The organism is Hydrogenophaga sp. LT287, from assembly GCF_055702805.1.
The window spans coordinates 41167-62053 of record NZ_JBVPZC010000009.1 but is presented as its reverse complement, the minus strand read 5'-3'; the positions used below and the strand labels follow the sequence as shown (position 1 = coordinate 62053).

Genomic DNA, 20887 nt, shown 5'->3' with positions numbered 1-20887 from the left:
CGGATGTTTCACACCCGCGCCAGCACTGGCCCCAGCACCCGGCCGGTGTGCGTGTCCAGCCGCACCACCTCGTCGGGAGGGGCTTCGGCCACCACACGGCCACCGCCACCACCGCCCTCGGGGCCCAGGTCGATGATCCAGTCGGCTTCGGCCATCACGTCCAGATCGTGTTCGATCACGATCACGCTGTGGCCGCCGTCCACTAGGCGGTGCAGCACACGAATGAGTTTTTCCACGTCGGCCATGTGCAGGCCCACCGTGGGCTCGTCCAGCACGTAGAGCGTGTGCGGCGCCTTCTGGCCGCGCCGTCCGATGTCGTCGCGCACCTTGCTGAGCTCGGTCACGAGCTTGATGCGCTGCGCCTCGCCGCCGCTGAGCGTGGGACTGGGCTGGCCCAGCGTAAGGTAGCCCAGGCCCACGTCTTTCAGCAGCTGCAGCGGGTGGCTGATGTTGGGCATGGCGGCGAAAAATTCGACCGCTTCGTCCACATCCATCTGCAGCACGTCGCCAATGCTCTTGCCCTTCCAGGTCACAGCCAGGGTCTCGGGGTTGAAGCGCGCACCGTGGCAGACCTCGCAGGGCACTTTCACGTCGGGCAAGAAGCTCATTTCGATGGTGCGCATGCCCTGCCCTTCGCAGCCGGGGCAGCGGCCTTCGCCGGTGTTGAAGCTGAAGCGGCCCGGGCCGTAGCCGCGCGCCTTGGCTTCCAGCGTGTCGGCAAACAGCTTGCGCACCGTGTCCCAGAAACCGATGTAGGTCGCGGGGCAGCTGCGCGGGGTTTTGCCGATGGGGGTTTGGTCGACTTCCAGCACGCGGTCCACCACCTCGGAGCCAATGAGCTTGTCGCAGCCGGTCCAGGTGGGGCGCTCGCCGGCGTCCCACTGCTGGCGGCCAGCGAAGGTGCTGCGCTGCGACACGGCTGCTGCCGCGTTGGTGAGCAGCACGTCGCGGGCAAAGGTGGACTTGCCGGAGCCGCTGACGCCGGTGACGACCACCAGGCGCTGCAGGGGCACGGCGACCGTGAGGTTTTGCAAGTTGTGCAGCTTGGCGCCACGCACTTCGAGCCAGTGGTTGTCGAGGGGGGTGGACGCAAGAGGTGTGGGCGTTGAAGTCGCTGAAATGGGGTCAGAGCCCGATTTCGAATTGCGTTTCGCGCTCCGTTGAGGGGACTGTCCTGAATCTGGATCTGACCCCTTTTCAGCTGTCGCCACCTCGCCAGCCGCAGTAGACACAAGCCGCCTTGGTTGCAGCGGGTGCTTCATGGCGTGCAGCAGGTAGCGCCCGGTGACGGACTCTTCGTTCGCCGACAGGTCGGCCACCGACCCCTGCGCCACCACCCGCCCACCGCGTTTGCCGGCGCTGGGGCCAATGTCGATGATGTGGTCGGCGCGGCGGATGGTGTCTTCGTCGTGCTCCACCACCACCAGGGTGTTGCCCATGTCGCCGAGCTTGTGCAGCGCGTTGAGCAAAATCGCGTTGTCGCGCGCGTGCAGGCCAATGGTGGGCTCGTCGAGCACGTAACACACGCCTTGCAAATTGCTGCCCAGCTGCGCCGCCAGGCGGATGCGCTGGGCCTCGCCACCGCTGAGGGTGGGTGCGCCACGGTCGAGCGTGAGGTAGTTCAGGCCCACTTCTTCCAGGAAAGCCAGGCGGCTTTCGATCTCGGGCAGCAGATCGCGCGCGATGTCGGCTTCGCGGCTCGTCAACACGTCCACTTTCAGCAAGCCCTGCACCCACGCGCGGACTTCGCTGACCGACAGGCGCGCCACATCGGTGATGCCCAGACCGGCCTGACCGGTCTTCGCATAGGCGCCGAACCGCACGGCGCGGGCCTGTGCGTTCAAGCGCGTGCCCTCGCAGCTGGGACAAGGCTGGTCCACCAGGTCTTCCACCTCGGGCTCGGCAAAGCTCTGCTCGCGGCCGCGCTCTTTGTCGTCGCGCACCGAGTCGTCCAGCGCCTTGCGCTGCTCGCGCGAGAGCGCCAGACCGGTCCCCACGCAGTCGGGGCACCAGCCGTGTTTGCTGTTGTATGAAAAAAGGCGCGGGTCCAGTTCGGGGTAGCTGGTGGCGCACACCGGGCAGGCGCGGGTGGTCGAAAACACCTCCAGCCGGCCCAGCCCCACGGTGGTGGTGCCGTCGGCCAGCGCCTGGGCCAGGCCATCGAGCGGGTGCAACACATGCACCTGCCCTTTGCCAATTTCCAGCGCCTTGGTGAGCTGCGTGCGCAGCCAGGCTTCGTCGGCGGGGTTCACCACGCCGTCGGCCACCGGCAGTTCAATGGTGTGCTCCTTGAAGCGGTCGATGCGCGGGAAGCCGGTGGTGGGCAGAAACTCGCCGTCCACCCGCAGGTGGGTGTGGCCGCGCGGGCGAGCCCAGTCGGCCAGCTCGGTGTAAACGCCTTTGCGGTTGATCACCAGCGGCGCCAGCAGGCCAATGTGCTGGCCCTTGTAGCGCTGAAGAATGGCGGCGGCGATGCTGTCGGGGCTTTGCGGCATCACGGCTGCGCCGTCGTGCACGCAATGCTGGGTGCCCAGCTTCACATACAGCAGGCGCAGAAAGTGCCAAACCTCGGTGGTGGTGCCCACCGTGCTCTTGCGCCCGCCGCGCGAAAGCCGCTGCTCAATGGCCACCGTGGGCGGAATGCCATACACCGCGTCCACCTCGGGCCGGCCGGCCGGCTGCACGATGCTGCGCGCGTAGGCGTTGAGCGATTCAAGGTAACGCCGCTGGCCCTCGTTGAACAAAATGTCGAAGGCCAGCGTGGACTTGCCGGAACCGCTCACGCCCGAAATGACGTTGAACTGGCCGCGCGGAATGTCCACGCTCAGGTTTCTGAGGTTGTGCTCTTTGGCGTTGACGATGCGAATGGCGTTGCTGTGGCCCGCCTGGCGCTCCGCCGCCGCGTGCTGGCGCTGGGGCTGCTGCAGGTAATCGGTCAACCGACCTTCGTGCACCGCATGCACCTCGCCCATGGATGCCGCGTAGTCGCGCAGCGCCTTGGCCGTGTGGCTGGTGGGGTGCAGCCGCACTTCTTCCGGTGTGCCTTCGGTCACGATCAGGCCACCCGCCACGCCGCCTTCGGGGCCCAGGTCAACCAGCCAGTCGGCGGCGCGGATCACGTCCAGGTTGTGCTCGATCACGATCAGCGAATGCCCAGCGTCCAGCAGCTTGCGCAGGCTGCGCATGAGCTTGGCGATGTCGTCAAAGTGCAAGCCCGTGGTGGGTTCGTCAAACAGAAACAGCGTGCCCTTGCGCGACAACGGCTGGCGGCTGGCGCTGGCCGTTTTGGCGGCTTCGGCCAGAAAGCCCGCAAGCTTCAGGCGCTGGGCTTCACCGCCCGAGAGCGTGGGCACCGGCTGGCCGAGCTTCACGTATTCCAGGCCCACGTCCACGATGGGCTGCAGCGCACGAATGACTTCGCGGTCGCCCGCAAACAGCGCCGCCGCTTCGCTCACGGTGAGGTTCAGCACGTCGGCCACGTTGAAGCTGCGCGTGCCACGCTCAATCTTGACTTCCAGCACCTCGGGCCGGTAGCGCTTGCCGTCGCAGTCCGGGCAGCGCAAATACACGTCGCTCAGGAACTGCATTTCCACGTGCTCAAAGCCCGAGCCGCCGCAGGTGGGGCAGCGCCCGTCGCCGCTGTTGAAGCTGAACTTGCTGGCGGTGTAGCTGCGCTGGCGCGACAGCGGGGCGTCGGCAAACAGCGCGCGGATGGCGTCCCAGGCGCCCACATAGCTCACCGGGTTGGAGCGTGCGGTCTTGCCAATGGGCGACTGGTCCACAAACACCACCTCACTCAGGTGGTCGGCGCCCAGCAGGCGGTCGTGTGCGCCGGGCGCGTCGGTGGACTTGCCGAAGTGGCGCAGCAGCGCGGGGGCCAGCACGTCCTGAATGAGGCTGGACTTGCCCGAGCCCGACACACCGGTGACCACGACCAGGCGCTGCAGCGGGAATTCAACCGACACGTTTTGCAGGTTGTGCTCGCGCGCGCCTTCCAAAATGAGCCGGTGCGTGCTGTCGGTCACCATGCGCTTGAAGCCCATGCCCACCGTTTTGCGTGCGCCCAGGTAGGCGCCGGTCAGCGTGTCGGCGCTGCGAATGGCTTCGGGCGTGCCGTCAAACACAATTTGCCCGCCGCGCTCGCCCGGGCCAGGGCCCATGTCGATCAGGCGGTCAGCGGCCAGCATCACGGCCGGGTCGTGCTCCACCACCACCAGCGTGTTGCCCGCGTCGCGCAAGCGCAGCATGGCCTCGTTGATGCGCGCCATGTCGCGCGGGTGCAGGCCAATGCTCGGCTCGTCCAGCACAAACAGCGTGTTCACCAGCGAGGTGCCGAGCGCGGTGGTGAGGTTGATGCGCTGCACCTCGCCACCGCTCAAAGTGCGGCTCTGGCGGTCCAGCGTGAGGTAGCCAATACCGACCTCGCACAGGTAGCGGATGCGGGTGTTGATTTCTTCAAACAGCAGGCGCACCGCCTGCGCCTGGCCGGCACCGGCCAGGTCCGAGCCCGCCGGGACCAGCGTCTTGTCTAGTGCGGCAAAAAACACGCGCAGCTTGTCCAGCGGCAGCAGCATCAGGTCGTGCAGGCACAGGCCGGGCAAGGTTTCGAGCTGCGCGCGCGACCATTTCACGCCCTTGGGCAAATAGCGTTTTTCGGGCGGCAGCACCGCGTCGGCCTGGGCTTTGGTGCCGATGCGCCACAACAGGCTGTCCGTCTTCAAGCGTGCGCCGCCGCAGCTGGGGCATTCGGTGTAGCTGCGGTACTTGGACAAGAGCACGCGGATGTGCATCTTGTAGGCCTTGCTTTCCAGGTATTCAAAGAAGCGGTCCACACCAAACCAGTGCTGGTTCCACTTGCCGTTCCAGTTGGGCGAGCCCGTTTTCACCCAATGCTGCTGCTCGGGCGTGAGCTTGTTCCAGGGCGTGTCGCGTGGAATGCCCGCCGCTTCGGCGTGCCGCATCAGGTCGTCTTGCGCCTCTTTCCAGGCCGGCGTTTGAAACACCTTGATGGCGCCGCCACGCAGCGTGAGTTTGTCGTTGGGAATCACCAGGCCGTAGTCCACCCCGATGACGCGGCCAAAGCCCCGACAGGCCTCACAGGCGCCCACGGCCGAGTTGAACGAAAACATCGACGGCGCGGGGTCGGTGTAGCGGATGTCGCTTTCGGGGCAATGCAGGCCGGTTGAAAACTTCCAAATGTGTTCAGCGCCCTCTTCCGGCAACACATAGACCATCAGCTTGCCGCTGCCCCGCTTGAGTCCTGCTTCGATGGCTTCCATCACGCGCGCGGGCTCGGCTGTGCCGATGCGGAAGCGGTCGGCCACCACGTCGAGCACCTTCACCATTTCGCTGGCGGCGGCGCCCTTGGCCGCTTTGGACTTGGTGGTTTTGGCGGTCTTCGCATCGGGTGCGGGTGCCGCACGCTGCACGGTGCGCTCGGCCTGCACGCGGGTGTAGCCGCTGGCGGAAAGCCATTGTTCGATTTCTTCGGGCGTGGTGCTGGCAGGCAATTCGACTGGAAACGTGACCACCAACCTTGGATCGGAACCATTTGCCCCCACGCTCCCCGCTGCGCGTGGTTCGCTGCCCCCCGAGAGGGCTGATTCACCTTGGGGCGGCCCGGCGGTGAATCCCACACAGCGCTTCTGCAGCTCGGCATAGATCGACTCCGGCGAATCGTGCCGCACTGGCAACGCGGTGTCGCGGTCAAAAAGATCGGCGCCGCGCGCGAACAAGAGCTTCAGGTGGTCGTTCAGCTCGGTCATCGTGCCAACAGTGGAACGCGAGCTGCGCACCGGGTTGGTCTGGTCGATGGCGATCGCGGGCGGCACGCCGTCCACCCGGTCCACGGCCGGCTTGTCCATGCGGTCGAGAAACTGGCGCGCGTAGGCGCTGAAGGTTTCCACGTAGCGGCGCTGGCCTTCGGCAAACAGCGTGTCAAACACCAGACTGGACTTGCCCGAGCCGCTGGGCCCGGTGACCACCGTGAGCTCGCCGGTGCGGATGTCGAGGTCGATGTTCTTCAGGTTGTGCTGGCGGGCGCCGCGGATGCGGATCAGCCCGGTGCCGCCTTCGGCAGAGCGGTTGCCATCGGCGTCGCCAGGCGCAACGGATGAAGACGGGGTGGCAGCGACTGAGGGATCGGCGGGCGGGAAAGCGTCGGACATGCAGAGGCTCCAGTGGGGGAGCCAAACATTCTACGGAGCCGCAGCCAACCCAGCGGCCCTGTACGTCATATCCACAATTTCACGACAAGGAGTCCTTCCTAAACTGGTTCTATCGTTGGAGACGTAAACATGACAAGAACAAACCCCTCGGGGGTCGCATCGCTGGCCGCGGGCCTGGCCCTTTGCCTCACCCTGAGCACCCCCGCATGGGCCCAGCTGCGCATTGGCCAGCCTTCGGGCTTTACCGGCTCGGTGGCTGCGGGCGTGAAAGAAAACACCGACGGCGCCAAGCTCTACCTGGATGCGGTGAATGCGCGGGGCGGCATCAACGGCCAACAGGTGGAGCTGATTTCGGTGGATGACAAGTTCGACCCGAAGGTGACGGTCGAGGTGGCCCGCGAGCTGGTCACCCAGCGCGGCGTGCTGGCGCTGTTTCTGAACCGGGGCACACCCCACTCGCAAGCGCTGCTGCCCCTGCTGGCCGAGCTCAAGGTGCCGCTGGTGGGCCCCAGCACCGGCGCCATGGTGTTGCACGAGCCGGTCAACCCCTGGGTGTTCAACGTGCGCGCCACCTACCAGCGCGAAGCGGCCAAGGCCATCGAGCACCTGGCCAGCATCGGCATCACCCGCATCGCCTTGCTGGAAACCGACGACTCCTTTGGTGCCGACTCGGCTGCGGGTGCCCTCAAGGGGTTTGACAAGGCAGGCTTGAAACCAGTGCTGCAAGCGAAGTTTCCTCGCGACAAGCCCGACTTTTCTGCGCTGGCCCCTCGGGTCCACCAAAGCAACGCGCAGGCGGTGATGGTGATCGGCTCTGCTGGCAACACCGCCAACGCGGTGAAAGCGGTGCGCGCTGCAGGCTCACGGGCGCAGGTGGTCACGTTGTCCAACAACGCGTCCGATGGCTTCATCAAGCTGCTGGGCGAACACGCTCGCGGCGTGATCGTGACCCAGGTGTTCCCCAACGAACGTTCGGTGGCTTTTCCGCTGATCAAGGAAGCGATGGACCTGGCCAAAGCCAAGGGGCTGGACGGCGTGTCGCCCGCCATGATGGAAGGCTACGCCGCAGCCAAGGTGCTGGTGGAAGGCCTGCGCCGTGCCGGCCCCAACCCAACACCAACCGCGCTGCGCGACGCGCTGGAGTCCATTCGCAATTTCAACATGGGCGGACTGTCGATCAGCTACAGCGCCAGCAACCACACCGGTCTGGATTTCGCTGATCTGTCCATCGTGGACGCCTCTGGGCGGTTTCGGCGCTGAAGAAAAGGGCCCACGCTCCACAGGTGCGAGGACCCCTTGCGGGCTCCGGCGCCTCGCCACTGTGCCGCGCGCGGGCTCTACCGCTCAGGACTTGACGATCAGCACCGGCACTTTGGCGTGTGTGAGCACTTTTTGCGCCACGCTGCCCAGGATGAGCGCCTTGATGCCCTGGCGGCCGTGGGAACCCATGACGACCAGGTCACAGCCTTCGGCTGCTGCGGTTTCCAGAATACCTTCGTACACCACGTTGCGCTCAATGGTGTCGCCGGCAAAGGCCACGCCTTCGGCGGCACACACCTTGCCCACCGCGTCCAGCGCCTGGCCTGCAGCGGCCTTGGCTTCGGTCAGGTAGGCCTGCAGACCCACGGCCGACGCATCGCCAATGCCGATGTAGGGAAACGGGTCGATCACGTACACGCCAATCACCTGGGCGCCCTGGCTTTTGGCCAGTTGTGCAGCGGTGCTGGCCGCGAGGGCCGCTTGCGAGGAGCCGTCGGTGGGCACGAGAATTTTTTTGAACATGGCGGATCTCCGGATGGGTGAAGGCATGACCGGTGACCGAGCGGGGTTGAACGCCCGGCCACCACGAAGAAACATCTTACCGGTCCAGGGACGCGGGGGGCTTGAGACGTATCAAGAGACGGCCCGCCAGCTGACTCAGACGGTGGCCGCACACACCTTGACCGCGCAGTATTTCAGCTCTGCGATCTTGCCCACCGGGTCGAGCGCGGGGTTGGTCAGCAGGTTGGCGGCGGCCTCGGCGTAGGCAAACGGGATGAACGCGGTGTCGGGTGGCATGCCCTGGTCCAGCCGCACCGCCAGCACCACGCTGCCACGGCGCGATTGCACCCGGGCGTTGTCGCCTGCGGCCAGGCCGCTGCGGGCGGCTGTGTCGGGGTGCAGGCTGACCACGGGGCCGGGCTCCACCGCGTCCAGCACCTGGCTGCGCCGCGTCATGCTGCCGGTGTGCCAGTGTTCCAGCTGGCGCCCGGTGATGAGGACCATCGGGTAGTCGGCATCGGGCGTTTCGGCCGGCGCCGTGAGCGCGGCGGGCACCAGCCGGGCCTTGCCGGTGGGCGTGGGGAACTGGTCGGTGAACACCACCGCGTGGCCGGGATCGTTTTCGTGGGCCACCGGGTAGGTGACGGCGCCCTCGCGCTGCAGCCTCGCCCACGACAGGCCAGCGATGCTGGGCATGAGCGCGCGCATTTCTTCAAACACGGCGCCAACGCCTTCGCTGGCTTGCGCGCTGGCCGTGCCGTCGGGCGCCACGGCGTAGGCCCAGCCCAGGCCAAGGCGCTGCGCCAGTTGTTCGGTGATCCAGGCGTCGGCCCGCGCCTCACCGGGCGCCGGCACAGCCTTGCGGCCGAGCTGCACGCAGCGGTCGGTGTTGGTCACGCTGCCGGTTTTCTCAGGCCAGGCGGTGGCGGGCAGCACCACGTCGGCCAGGCTGGCGGTCTCGGTCAAAAAGATGTCCTGCACCACCAGATGCTGCAGCCGGGCCAGGGCCTCGCGGGCATGGGTCGCGTCGGGGTCGCTCATGGCGGGGTTTTCGCCCTGGACCAGCATGGCGCGGATCTGCCCGTCAAAAGCCGCGTTGACGATTTCCACCACGGTCAGGCCGGGCTCGCTGCCCAGCGTGCCGGGCGGCACACCCCAGAGCTGTTCGGCTTGGGCGCGCACGGTGGGCTCGCTCACGCGCTGGTAGTCGGGCAACACCATGGGAATCAGGCCCGCGTCGCTCGCGCCCTGCACGTTGTTTTGCCCGCGCAGCGGGTGCAAGCCGGTGCCGGGGCGCCCAATCTGGCCGGTGATGAGCGACAGGGCGATGAGGCAGCGCGCGTTGTCGGTGCCGTGGGTGTGCTGGCTCACGCCCATGCCCCACAGAATCATGCTGTTGCCTGCGGTGGCGTAGGCGCGGGCCACCTCGCGCAAGGTGGCGCCGTCGATGCCGCACACCGGTGCCATGGCTTCGGGCGAAAAGTCGGCCACATGGGCCTTGAGCTGGGCAAAGTCCAGCGTGTGCTGCTCGATGTAAGCGGTGTTCGCCAGGCCTTCAAAAACGATGGTGTGCAGCATCGCATTGAGCAAGGCCACGTCGGTGCCCGGCTGAAAGCCGAGGTGCTTCCACGCGATGCGGGCCAGCTCGGTTCGGCGCGGGTCGGCCAGCACCAGCCGCGTGCCTTTTTTCACTGCGTTCTTGATCCAGGTGGCACCCACCGGGTGGTTTTGCGCCGGGTTGGCGCCGATGATGAGCACGAAGTCGGCGTGCTGCACATCGCGCAGCGGGTTGGTGACCACGGCCGACCCCAGGCCTTCCATCAGCGCGGCCACGCTGGAGGCATGGCACAGCCGGGTGCAGTGGTCCACGTTGTGCGTGCCAAACGCGGTGCGGATGAGTTTCTGGAACAGGTAGGCCTCTTCGTTGGTGCCCTTGGCCGAACCGAAGCCCGCCACCGGCCCCAGGCGCCCGCGCGCGGTGGTACTGAGCATTGCGCGCTGGAAGCCGGCAGCAGCAGCGTACAGCGCTTCGTCCCAGCTGGCCTCGCGGAACAGTTCGCGCCAGTCGCGGCGCATCACGTTGAGCGGGTCTTTGGGTGCGTCGGAGCGGCGGATCAGCGGCTTGGTCAAGCGCTCTGGGCTGTGGGCGTAGTCAAAACCAAAACGGCCTTTCACACACAGTCGGCCTTCGTTGGCCGGGCCGGCCTGGCCTTCTACGTGTTCGATCTTTCCGTCGGACACAAAGTAGGTCAGCTGGCAGCCCACGCCACAAAACGGGCAGAGCGAATCCACCTGCTGCTGCGAAGCCTTGGCGTACGCACCATTGGCGGGGGCAATGGCACCGGTGGGGCAGGCCTGCACACATTCACCGCAAGCCACGCAGGTGCTGGCACCCATGGGGTCGCCCTGGTCAAACACGATCTGCGCATGGCCGCCGCGAAACGCCAGGCCCAGCACGTCGTTGCCCTGCGTCTCGCGGCAGGCGCGGATGCAGCGCGTGCACTGGATGCAGGCGTCCAGGTTGACCGCCATGGCCGGGTGGCTGGTGTCTGACGGCACCGGCGCGCGCGCCGGGAAACGCCCGGGCTGAGCGCCGGCCACCTGCGCCCAGTGGGCCAGCTCGCTGTCGTGCTTGAGCGCCTGGGTGTTGGGCGCGTCAGACAACAAGAGTTCGAGCACGGTCTTTTGGGCGGCGATGGCGCGCGGGCTTTGGGTGGACACCACCATGCCTGGCTGCGGTGAGCGGCAACACGAAGGTGCCAGCACGCGTTCGCCCGCCACCTCCACCACGCAGGCGCGGCAGTTGCCGGGGCTGCGCAGGCCATCGGTGTGGCACAGGTGGGGAATGGCCACGCCCACGCGCTGCGCCACCTTCAAAAGGCTTTCGCCCGGCGCAGCTTCCACCGGCTGGCCGTTGAGCGTGAAGGCCACAGGGGCCTGATTTTCGGACAGGTCTGCGGCATTCATGCGGTCACCTCAGCGGCGGTGGAGTCGGTGGCGTTGGCGTTACTGCCGTTCACTTCGTGTGCAAAGTAGCGCAGCACCGCGTCCACCGGGTTGGGCGCGGCCTGGCCCAGGCCGCAAATGGAGGCGTCGCGCATCACCTGCGAGAGCTCGCCGAGCAGAGACGCGTCCCACACCGGGGCCTGCATCAGCGCCACGGCCTTGGTGGTGCCGGCGCGGCACGGCGTGCACTGGCCGCACGACTCGTGTTCAAAAAATTGCATCAGGTTGAGCGCAGCGCCGCGCGCCGTGTCGTGCTGGCCGAGCACCACCACCGCCATGGAACCGATGAACGCGCCGTGCTCGGCCAGGGTGTCAAAGTCCAGCGGCACATCGGCCAGCGCCGCCGGCAAAATGCCGCCCGAAGCGCCACCGGGCAAGTAGGCGTAGAGCGTATGGCCCTCGGCCATGCCGCCGGCGTGCTGCTCCACCAGCTCGCGCAGCGTGATGCCCGCCGGCGCCAGGTAAACGCCGGGCTGGCGCACGCGGCCCGAGACCGAGAAACGCCGCAATCCGCTGCGCCCGCGCAGGCCCTGCGCCGCCAGCCAGGCACCGCCCTTGGCCACAATGTCGGGCAGCCACCAGAGCGTTTCCAGGTTGTGGGCCAGCGTGGGCCGGCCAAACACGCCGTGCGTGGCCACGATGGGCGGGCGCAGGCGCGGCAGGCCGCGCTTGCCTTCCAGCGACTCGATCAGCGCCGACTCTTCCCCGCAGATGTAGGCGCCCGCCCCCCGGCGCAGCTCGATCTGCGGCGGTGTGTAGCCAGGGTATTGCGCCGCCAGGCCCTGCAACCGGATGCGCAGCGCCACCAACTCGCGCGCCAGCAGGCCCCGCGCGTCGTGGTATTCGTCGCGCAAATACAGCCAGATGCGCTCAGCACCCACCACCAGCGCGGCGATCAGCATGCCCTCTACAACCTGCGGCGCGCCGCCATGCAGGCTGGTGAGCACATGGCCATCTTTGAAGGTGCCGACTTCGCCCTCATCGATATTGACGACCATGTAGCGCGGCCCGGGCTGCGCGCGCACGGTTTCCCATTTGCGCCAGGCTGGAAAACCCGCACCACCCAGGCCGCGCAGGTTAGAGGCCTTTAGCTCGGCCAGCACCTCGTCGGGCGTGAGCGCGCCAGACAGCAGGCGCTGCAATTGCGGCAGTTCAGAAGCCACCGGCTCGGGCAGCTGGCGCGCTCCGGTTTCGCCGCGCGCCAGCAGGTCGTTGACCGCGTCCACGCTGGCATGGGGCAGCTGGCGCTGGCCCACACACGCCGCAGGCGCCTGGTGACACTGGCCGATGCACGGCGCGGCCTGCACCCGCACGGCAGCGTTGCCTGCCAGCCGCGCCTGCAAATCGCTCAACAAGCTGTCACCACCCGCCATGGCACACGACAGGCTGGTGCACACCCGCACCACGGTGGCGGCCACCGGGGCATCGTCGTCCACCACCTCGAAGTGGTGGTAGAAGCTCGCCACCTCAAACACCTCCACCTGGCTCAGGCGCAGGCGCTCGGCCAGTGCCGCCAGGTGGCCGTGGCGCAGGGCGCGCTCGGCGTCTTGCAGGCGGTGCAGGTGCTCGATCAGCAGGTCGGCACGGGGCTCCAGCCCCGCGCACAACGCGGCCACGCGCTCGCGGGCCGCGGGCGACACCTGCCGGCCCTTGGGTGCGTAGCGCGGGCGGGCGCGGGGGGGCTCAACGGCGCGAATAGGAATGACCTGGGGCGTGCGGCCAGCAGTGGGCTCATGGGGTGTGCTTGACATGTTTTCAGCGTAGCACCGGGCGCCGGTTTAAATATGTTCATAATTTCATAAAGTCAGCGCACACCCAGAACACAAAACCACTCCCCACCATGCTGCGCATCACCCTGCAACCCCAATGGCACATCGGCCACGAAGGCGCCGAAGCCCTGAATGCCAACGCCCTGCTGCAGTTGCTGGCCGCCGTGCAGTCGTCGGGCAGCATCGCCCAGGCCGGGCGCGAGGTGGGCTTGTCTTACCGGCACGCATGGGGGCTGTTGCAACAGGCCGAAACCCTGCTGGGCCAGCCGCTGTTGACACGCGGGCGGGGCCGCGGCTCGGCACTTACCGCGCTGGGTCAACAACTCATCTGGGCCGACACCCGCATTGGCGCGCGCCTGCAGCCGCTGCTGGAATCGCTGGCCGCCGAGCTGGAAGGCGAGCTGGGCCGCGTGCGGCACCAAACCCACCCGGTGCCCCGGCTGCACGCCAGCCACGGTTTTGCGGTGGCGGCCCTGCGCGAGCAACTGGCCACGCGGCGGGTGGCGGTGGAACTGCGCTACCGCAACAGCCTGGAGGCGGTGGCGGCTCTGGCGCAAGGCGACTGCGACCTAGCGGGCTTTCATGTGCCGCTGGGCGAATTTCAGCAGGCCGCCGCCCAGCGCTACCTGCAACTGCTGCGCCCTGGCGCCCACCAGCTGGTGCACTTGGCGGTGCGCACCCAGGGCCTGTTTGTGGCGCCGGGCAACCCGCTGGGTATTCGTGGGCTGGACGACCTGAAGCGGCGCGACCTGCGTTTTGTGAACCGCCCCGAGGGCTCGGGCACCCGTGTGTTGACCGAGTTGCTGCTGCAGCGCCACGGCATTGCGCCGCGCCAGGTGAGCGGCTTTGAAAACACCGAGCTCACCCACGCGGCCGTGGCAGCGTTTGTGGCCAGCGGCATGGCCGACGTGGGCATGGGCGTGCAGACCGCCGCACACCGCTTCGGCCTGCATTTCATTCCGCTGCTGAAAGAGCGCTATTTTTTTGCACTGCCCACCGAGGCTCTTGTGCGCGCTGAAATACAGCCTGTGCTGGCGGTACTGCAGTCGCCCGCATTTGTGTCGCGTGTGGCGGCGCTGAAAGGCTATGAAGCGGCAGGCATGGGGCATGTGCTGTCGCTGGCAGACGCCTTCCCTGCGTGAATGGCCCGTCAGCTGCGCCTTACACCCACCGGCAGGCGAGCGGCGGCGTCCCAGGCGCCGGACGCAAACCACGCATCACCGTCCAGGTATGCCCGCAGCATGGGCAAGGCATCCAGGCCCCAGAAGGTGTGGCCATTCACCACCAGCGCGGGCACGCCAAACAGCCCCAGCGCCAAGGCTTCGTCGGTGTTGGCGCGCAGGCGCTGCTTCACCACCTCGCTGTCAGGCCACTGCGCATCGGGCCAGGGTTTGTGGCGCTGCGCCATGTGGTCTTGCAGCAGCGTTTGCAAAGCGCCGAGCCGGGTGGCGTCGGTGGCGCTCTGGCCACCGCGCCACACGTGGTGAAACAGCTGCCCGGTAACGTAGCGGTTGGTCTCGCCGGGTGCGTCGTCGGTGGCGGTGGCCAGCCCCAGGCGCAGCAGCGCCAGCGGGTTGAACGGGTGGGCCGCGGGCAAATCCAGCGGCACACCGTGGTGCTGCGCCAGCCAGCTCACCTGGCGGTAGGTCCAGTCGCGCTTGGCGGGTATTTCGACCGGGCCCAGCTGGCCATTGGCCTTGAGCAACGCCGCAAACAGCACCGGCTTGTAGCGCACACACACGCTGTGGCCCATGAGCGCTTCGGGCAGCCGCTCAAACGCGAGGTAGGCGTAAGGGGAAATCGGGTCGTAATAAAACGCGATGTCGTGCAGGGTGTCGGTACTCATGGGCTGGCTTTCGTCAGGCGGTTTGGCGCGCTTCAATGCGTTCCCACACCACCAGCTTGTCGGCGTCGCTCAGCGCGCTCCAGGCGGCAATTTCCTGCAGCGTGCGGTAGCAGCCCTTGCAGCTGCCGTCGCGTTCGTTCAGTTCGCAAATGGACACGCACGGTGACGGCACGCCAGGGCCGGGGTGGTGCTCGCGCGCATCGCGCAGGTTGATCAGTGGGGTGGTCATGTTGGGGTGGGCTGGGCGGGCGGTGGTGCGGTCACATCGTGCACGGGCGCGCCGGTCAGGGTTTGCAGGTCGCTCGGGCTCAGGCGAAACACGCCGTGCGGGTGGCCCGCGGCGGCCCAGATTTCGTCGAAACGGAACAGCTGGTCGTCGATCAGCGTGACTGGCGGGGTGGCGTGCGCCAGCGGCGACACACCGCCAATGGAAAAACCCGTCTTGGTCTTCACAAACTCGGCATCGGCACGGCCCAGCTTGCCACCCGCTGCGCACACGATGGCCTGCACCTTTTTCTCGTCCACGCGCAGGTCGCCCGAGGTGATGACGAGCACGGCCACGTCGTCACCGGCCGGGTGGTTTTTGCGGCGAAAGATGATGCTTTTGGCGATCTGACCCAAGGACACGCCCAGCGCGTCGGCCGCCTGCTGTGCGGTGCGTGCGGCGTCGCTCAGCATCACGGGGGCGTGGGGATGGCCCAATGCAGCCAGTTCGGCAGTGACGCGCTGCACGCCGGCGGGCTGTTCTGTGAGGGTCAAATTTGCTTCACTCATGGGCGGCAATGGTAGCGGGGCGCTACCAACCCGGGTGGCGTGGGGTCAGGCGCCGGCGCGTTTCACCATGATCAGGCTGGCGCCCATGGCCATCAGCACGCCGCCAAACACGCGGTTTTGTGCCCGCCGGGCTTTGGCGGTGGCCAGCCAGCGCTGCGCGCGCGAGGCCAAAAACGCATAGCCGTGCATCACCACCAGGTCCACCCCGATCGACGTCACCAACAGAATCAGCAACTGCAGCCAGAGCGGGCGGTTGGGGTCAATGAACTGCGGCAACACCGCCACCATGAACACGATGCCTTTGGGGTTGGTCACATTGGTCATGAAACCGGTCAACACCCGCTCGCGCACCGTGGGCAAGCCGGGGTGCTTCACCAGCGCGGTGCCAGCGGCGGGCGCCTGCGCGTCCACGGGCGAACGCCACTGCTTCAGGCCGAGCCATATCAGGTAAGCCGCGCCCAACACCTTGACCACCGTGAACGCGGTGGCCGACGCCAGCAAGAGCGCTCCCACACCCACGCCCGCGATCAACAAAATGACCGCCAGCCCCAGCTGCAGGCCTGCGATGGTGGCGCTGCTCTGGCGCACACCGTAGGCCAGGCCGTGGCTCATGGACAGCACCGCGCCCGAGCCGGGCGAAATGGCGATGACCCAGGAAGCGGCGAAAAAAGCGAGCCAGACGTTCAGGTCCATCGCGCTCAACCCTGGCGCTTGGCCAGCAAGGCCCGCGCCACGCGCGAGCCGCTGGGGCGGCCCAGGTGGTCGCTGATGAACTGGCCGGCGTCCACCAGTGCGTCCAGGTCAATCCCGGTTTCAATGCCCATGCCGTGCAGCAGATAGACCACATCTTCGGTGGCCACGTTGCCCGTGGCGCCCTTGGCGTAAGGGCAGCCGCCCAGCCCGGCCACCGACGACTGGAAGTTCCACACGCCCAGCTGCAGCGCGGCCAGCGTGTTGGACAGCGCCTGGCCGTAGGTGTCGTGAAAGTGACCGCTGATGTGGTCGATGTCGAAATGCTTGAGCGTCGCCTCGATGGCGGCCTGCACGCGCTTGGGCGTGCCCACGCCGATGGTGTCGGCCACATCCACGCGCTGCACGCCGATGCCTTTCATCAGCCCCGCCAGATACGCCACGCGCTCGGGCGCAATGTCGCCTTCGTACGGACAACCCACGGTGCAGCTCATGGCGCCGCGCACCGCAATACCTGCCGCCAGCGCCGCTTCCACCACCGGCGCGAAACGCTCGATGCTCTCGGCCATCGAGCAGTTGATGTTCTTCTGGCTGAAGGCCTCACTGGCGGCGCCGAACACCACGATCTCGTCCGGCTGGTCGAGCAGGGCCGCCTCGAAGCCCTTGAGGTTGGGCGTGAGCACCGAGTAGCGCACGCCCGGCACGCGCGTGATGCCTTGCATCACCTCGTGGTTGTCGGCCATCTGCGGCACCCACTTCGGGCTGACGTAGCTGGTGACTTCAATCTCTTTCAGGCCGGCCGCCTGCAAGCGGTGCACCAGCTCAATCTTGACCGCGGCGGGCACCGGCTGCTTTTCGTTTTGCAGGCCGTCGCGCGGGCCGACGTCGATGAGGCGGACTTTTGATGGGTTGGTCATGGAGGTCTCCGAAGGGCTTTACCCCCTCTCCCGCTCAGCGGGAGAGGGCTGGGGTGAGGGTCGTCGTCAATAACCGCGCACGGGATCCACCACGCCTGCAATCGGCTGGCCCGCCTCGAGCGCGCGGATCTTGCCCGCGATCTGCGCGATGCTTTCATCGCGCAACGTGCGTGCAGACGTGTGCGGGGTGACTGTTATCTTGGGGTGGTGCCAGAACGGGTGTTCAGCCAGCAGCGGCTCGGTGCGGAACACGTCCAGCATGGCACCGGCCAGGTGGCCACTCTCCAGCAGCGCGAGCAGGTCGGCTTCGACCAGGTGCGCGCCGCGCGCCACGTTGATCAGGTAGCCGCCAGGTTTCAGTTTGCCGAGCGTGTCGCGGTTGAGAATGTCTTGGGTATCGGCGGTCAGCGGCAGCAGGTTCACCAGCACCCGGCTGGACGACAGGAAGGTCTCAAAACCCACCTCACCGCTGTAGGTCATCACGCCTTCAATGGCCTTGGGGGTGCGGCTCCAGCCATGCACCGGGAAGTCAAACACCCGCAGCGCTTTGGCCACGCGCTCGCCCAGCACACCCAGCCCCATCACACCGACCGGGAAATCCTGCCGGTCGCGCGGCTTGCGGTACGACCACTTGCCCGCTTTCACGTCGGCCTCGTAACCATCGAATTCGCGGAAGTGGCGAATCACGGCGTGGCACACGTATTCGGCCATCTGCACCGACATGCCCGCGTCATCCAGCCGCACCACTTTCACGCCCGGCGGCAGCCGCAGCTTGAGCAGCGCGTCCACCCCAGCGCCAATGTTGAACAGACCCTTGAGCGCCTGTTGCTCGTCCAGAAACTGTTGCGGTGGCGCCCAGACCACCGCGTGGTCGGCCTGCGGTGCGCCGGGTTCCCACACGCTCACAGAAGCCCCGGGAAACGCGGCGCGAAGGCCGGCAAGCCAAGGCTCGGCCTTGGTGTCGGTGCAGCAAAAAATGATGTTCATGCAGCGAGCTTAACGGCGGTACGCAACACGGCTTTGGCGTGAGGCCGTTCGCCCTGAGCCTGTCGAAGGGCTTCGACAGGCTCAGGGCGAACGTAGATGAGCCATCAATCCGTCTGGATCTTCAGCAGCTCGCTGCCCTCAGCCACCTGATCGCCAGGCGCGTACAGCAGCTCGGCCACGGTGCCGTCGGCGGGTGCGGCGATGGTGTGCTCCATCTTCATCGCTTCCATGACCGCCAGCGGTTGGCCCTTTTTCACCACGTCACCGGCCTTCACCGAGAAGCTCACCACCTTGCCTGGCATGGGCGCGGTGAGGCGGCCCACGTCGGCGGCGGCTTCACCGGCGTGGGCCAGGGCGTCTATTTCGGTGATTTGCACCGCGCCCAGCGCACAGAAAATGTGCACGATCTCGTCGCGCTGCCAGGTCTGCACGGTCTGGCGCTGGCCCATGAAGTGCAAGTCCATCAGCGTGCCGGTGTCCGCAGGCAGCGGATCAAGCGCCAGCACGCCAGCGGTTTCGCCAAAGGCGAGTTGCAGCGCGCCGTCGTGCAAGTAGGTGAGGCTGGCCTGCAGGGCTTCGTCTTGGTATTCAAAGTCGAAACGGCGCACGGTCAGGCCGTAAGGACGCCAGCCGTCGCGGCGCGAAAACGGGTCTTTGCCTTCGCTCGCGCGTTCGGTCAGCAGGGTTTGCGCCACGGCGGCGGCCACGGCCAGGTTGCGGCCCACCTTGTCTTGGTTGAACAGCACGCCCGCTTCGCGCGGGATCAGCGCCGTGTCCAGGTTGGCCTGTGCAAACGAAGGGCTGGCGACCACGTGGCGCAGGAACTGCACGTTGGTGGACAGGCCGACGATGCGGGTCTGCGCGAGCGCGGCATCCATCTTGGCGAGCGCCTCGGCGCGGGTGCGGCCGTGCACGATGAGCTTGGCGACCATGGAGTCGTAAAACGGGCTGATGGCATCGCCCTCGCGCACGCCGTCGTCCACGCGCACGTCACCTCTTTCGAAGCTGGTGCAGGCGGGCTTGCGGTACACGTCGAGCCGGCCGGTGGCGGGCAGAAACTGGTTGTCCGGCGTTTCGGCGCAAATGCGGGCTTCGATGGCGTGGCCATGGATGTGCAGCTGCTCCTGCTTCAACGGCAGCGGCTCGCCGCTGGCCACGCGCAGTTGCCACTCCACCAGGTCCAGCCCGGTGATGGCCTCGGTCACCGGGTGCTCCACTTGCAGGCGCGTGTTCATTTCCATGAAGTAGAAGCGCATGCCGCCCTCGGGCGGCTGCTCGACGATGAACTCCACCGTGCCCGCGCCTACGTAGTTCACGGCGCGCGCCGCGGCCACGGCGGCCAGGCCCATTTGCTGGCGCAGTTCGGGCGTCATGCCCGGCGCGGGCGCTTCTTCCAGCACCTTCTGGTGGCGCCGCTGCACCGAGCAGTCGCGTTCAAACAGGTACACACAGTTGCCGTGCGTGTCGCCAAACACCTGGATCTCGATGTGGCGCGGGCGCTGGGCGTATTTCTCCACCAGCACAGCGTCGCTGCCGAAGCTGTTGATGGCTTCGCGCTTGCACGAAGCGAGCGCGGCGGCAAAGTCTTCGGCCTTTTCCACCGCGCGCATGCCCTTGCCGCCACCACCGGCGCTGGCCTTGATCAGCACCGGGTAACCGATGCGGTCGGCCTCGTGCTGCAGCATGTGCGGGTCCTGGTCGGCGCCGTGGTAACCGGGCACCAGCGGTACGCCGGCACTTTCCATCAGGCGCTTGGACTCGGCTTTCAGCCCCATGGCCTGGATGGCCGATGCGGGCGGGCCGATGAACACCAGGCCGGCCTCGGCGCAGGCGTTGGCAAAGGCTTCGTTTTCGCTCAAAAAACCGTAGCCGGGGTGGATGGCCTGCGCGCCGGTGGCCTTGGCCGCGTCCAGGATGCGCTGCCACTGCAGGTAGCTGTCTTTGGGCGCGCTGCCGCCGATGTGCACCGCTTCGTCGCACGCCGCCACATGTTTGGCGCTGGCGTCGGCGTCGGAATACACGGCCACGGTGCGCACACCCATGCGGCGGGCGGTGGCGGCAACGCGGCAGGCGATTTCACCGCGGTTGGCTATGAGGATTTTGTTAAACATGGCTAACTCCCGCGGTGAAATCGCCTGCACACGCTGCGCGTGCCATGCAATGTGATGAAACGTCCGCGGTGCGGCCGTTTTCACCGCGGTTGGCGATCAAGATTTTGGTGAACATGAGGAGTCCTAAGCGGTAGCAGAAGAAAACAAAGATTGCGCCCGGCGGAACACCGCGCGCAGGAAACGGAACAGCGTCCAGGTGATGAACCACATCAACAGCACAGCCACAACGGCCACACCGGCGAAGACAAGCGGGTGGTTGCTGGCGAGCCAGACGATGGCAATGACCAGACCGTCTTCCACGAAGCTCATGAACACGTTGGAAAACGGCTCGGGCGAGGTGTTGATGGCGGCGCGCGTGGTGGTCTTGGCGGCCTGCGCGGTGGCGGCCAGGCTGCCACCCAGCAGCGCACCCACCAGGGCCATGGTGCTGCCATCAGCGCCCAGCGCCCCGGCGGCCAGCGCAGCGCCAGCGGGGATGCGGATCACGCTGTTGACCATGTCCCACAGCGAATCCAGGCCGGGGATCTTGTCGGCAAAAAATTCCACAAACAACAGCGCGCCGCTGGTGGCCAGCAGCGCCGGATGCTGCAGCACCTGCAGGCCCTCGGGCAGCGGCATCCAGCCGATCCAGCCCGCCATGCCCACGATGAACACCACCGCATAGAGCCGGAAACCGCTGGCCCAGCCGAGCGCGGCGGCCAGGGCCAGCAGGCTGGGCATGTCGAGCCGGCTGGCAGCCTCGCCCACCCCGGCACCCACGGGCGCACCGGTGCCCAGGTGGATGCCCACGCTGTGCAGCCAGTTGACGGCGGAGGTCCAGAGCGTGTCCAAGAGCGGTTCCTGTCGGGTGGTGCTGGCT

At 67.0% G+C, this 20887-nt stretch carries 14 protein-coding genes; 2 read left to right on the top strand and 12 right to left on the bottom strand.

Going from position 1 to position 20887, the window contains the following annotated elements; all coding sequences use genetic code 11:
- Positions 1-8: 8 nt before the first annotated feature.
- A complete protein-coding gene (locus AC0GNR_RS09345; RefSeq protein ID WP_472900689.1) occupies positions 9-6167 on the bottom strand; it encodes an excinuclease ABC subunit UvrA in 6159 nt (2052 codons plus the stop codon).
- A 129-nt stretch (positions 6168-6296) separates the two neighbouring features.
- On the opposite strand from AC0GNR_RS09345, the gene AC0GNR_RS09340 reads away from it, so the two are divergent.
- A complete protein-coding gene (locus AC0GNR_RS09340) occupies positions 6297-7427 on the top strand; it encodes an ABC transporter substrate-binding protein (RefSeq protein ID WP_472900688.1) in 1131 nt (376 codons plus the stop codon).
- 84 nt (positions 7428-7511) lie between these two features.
- Here AC0GNR_RS09340 and AC0GNR_RS09335 read toward each other — a convergent pair whose 3' ends face one another.
- The 3 genes from AC0GNR_RS09335 to AC0GNR_RS09325 all read right to left on the bottom strand — a co-directional run bounded on the left by AC0GNR_RS09335 (position 7512) and on the right by AC0GNR_RS09325 (position 12685).
- The gene (locus AC0GNR_RS09335; protein ID WP_472900687.1) at positions 7512-7949 is read right to left on the bottom strand and encodes a universal stress protein; all 438 of its coding nucleotides are present in this window, start codon (positions 7947-7949) and stop codon (positions 7512-7514) included.
- Positions 7950-8084: 135 nt separating this feature from the next.
- The gene (gene fdhF, locus AC0GNR_RS09330; RefSeq protein ID WP_472900686.1) at positions 8085-10895 is read right to left on the bottom strand and encodes a formate dehydrogenase subunit alpha; all 2811 of its coding nucleotides are present in this window, start codon (positions 10893-10895) and stop codon (positions 8085-8087) included.
- Positions 10892-12685, bottom strand: a complete 1794-nt coding sequence (locus tag AC0GNR_RS09325; protein WP_472900685.1) for an NADH-ubiquinone oxidoreductase-F iron-sulfur binding region domain-containing protein — start codon at positions 12683-12685, stop codon at positions 10892-10894. Before AC0GNR_RS09325 ends, fdhF begins: the two co-directional genes overlap by 4 nt.
- A gap of 89 nt (positions 12686-12774) precedes the next feature.
- Here AC0GNR_RS09325 and AC0GNR_RS09320 point away from each other — a divergent pair, with 89 nt between their 5' ends.
- Positions 12775-13845: a substrate-binding domain-containing protein gene (locus AC0GNR_RS09320; RefSeq protein ID WP_472900684.1), complete on the top strand. Its 1071-nt coding sequence runs from the start codon at positions 12775-12777 to the stop codon at positions 13843-13845.
- An 8-nt stretch (positions 13846-13853) separates the two neighbouring features.
- Here the strand turns inward: AC0GNR_RS09320 and AC0GNR_RS09315 are convergent, their stop codons facing one another.
- From AC0GNR_RS09315 to AC0GNR_RS09280, 8 genes are all read right to left on the bottom strand, one after another.
- Positions 13854-14534: a DsbA family protein gene (locus AC0GNR_RS09315; RefSeq protein WP_472900758.1), complete on the bottom strand. Its 681-nt coding sequence runs from the start codon at positions 14532-14534 to the stop codon at positions 13854-13856.
- 28 nt (positions 14535-14562) lie between these two features.
- Positions 14563-14778: a DUF1289 domain-containing protein gene (locus tag AC0GNR_RS09310; RefSeq protein ID WP_472900683.1), complete on the bottom strand. Its 216-nt coding sequence runs from the start codon at positions 14776-14778 to the stop codon at positions 14563-14565.
- Positions 14775-15323 (bottom strand): YbaK/EbsC family protein, encoded by a 549-nt coding sequence (locus AC0GNR_RS09305; RefSeq protein ID WP_472900682.1) that lies wholly within the window; start codon positions 15321-15323, stop codon positions 14775-14777. Before AC0GNR_RS09305 ends, AC0GNR_RS09310 begins: the two co-directional genes overlap by 4 nt.
- A gap of 45 nt (positions 15324-15368) precedes the next feature.
- Positions 15369-16016 (bottom strand): LysE family transporter, encoded by a 648-nt coding sequence (locus AC0GNR_RS09300; RefSeq protein ID WP_472900681.1) that lies wholly within the window; start codon positions 16014-16016, stop codon positions 15369-15371.
- 5 nt (positions 16017-16021) lie between these two features.
- Positions 16022-16930: a hydroxymethylglutaryl-CoA lyase gene (locus AC0GNR_RS09295; RefSeq protein WP_472900680.1), complete on the bottom strand. Its 909-nt coding sequence runs from the start codon at positions 16928-16930 to the stop codon at positions 16022-16024.
- Positions 16931-16996: 66 nt separating this feature from the next.
- A complete protein-coding gene (locus AC0GNR_RS09290) occupies positions 16997-17917 on the bottom strand; it encodes a 2-hydroxyacid dehydrogenase (RefSeq protein ID WP_472900679.1) in 921 nt (306 codons plus the stop codon).
- Positions 17918-18021: 104 nt separating this feature from the next.
- Positions 18022-20028 (bottom strand): acetyl/propionyl/methylcrotonyl-CoA carboxylase subunit alpha, encoded by a 2007-nt coding sequence (locus tag AC0GNR_RS09285; RefSeq protein WP_472900678.1) that lies wholly within the window; start codon positions 20026-20028, stop codon positions 18022-18024.
- Between the two features lie 123 nt (positions 20029-20151).
- The gene (locus tag AC0GNR_RS09280) at positions 20152-20859 is read right to left on the bottom strand and encodes a DUF4126 domain-containing protein (protein ID WP_472900677.1); all 708 of its coding nucleotides are present in this window, start codon (positions 20857-20859) and stop codon (positions 20152-20154) included.
- Positions 20860-20887 lie beyond the last annotated feature (28 nt).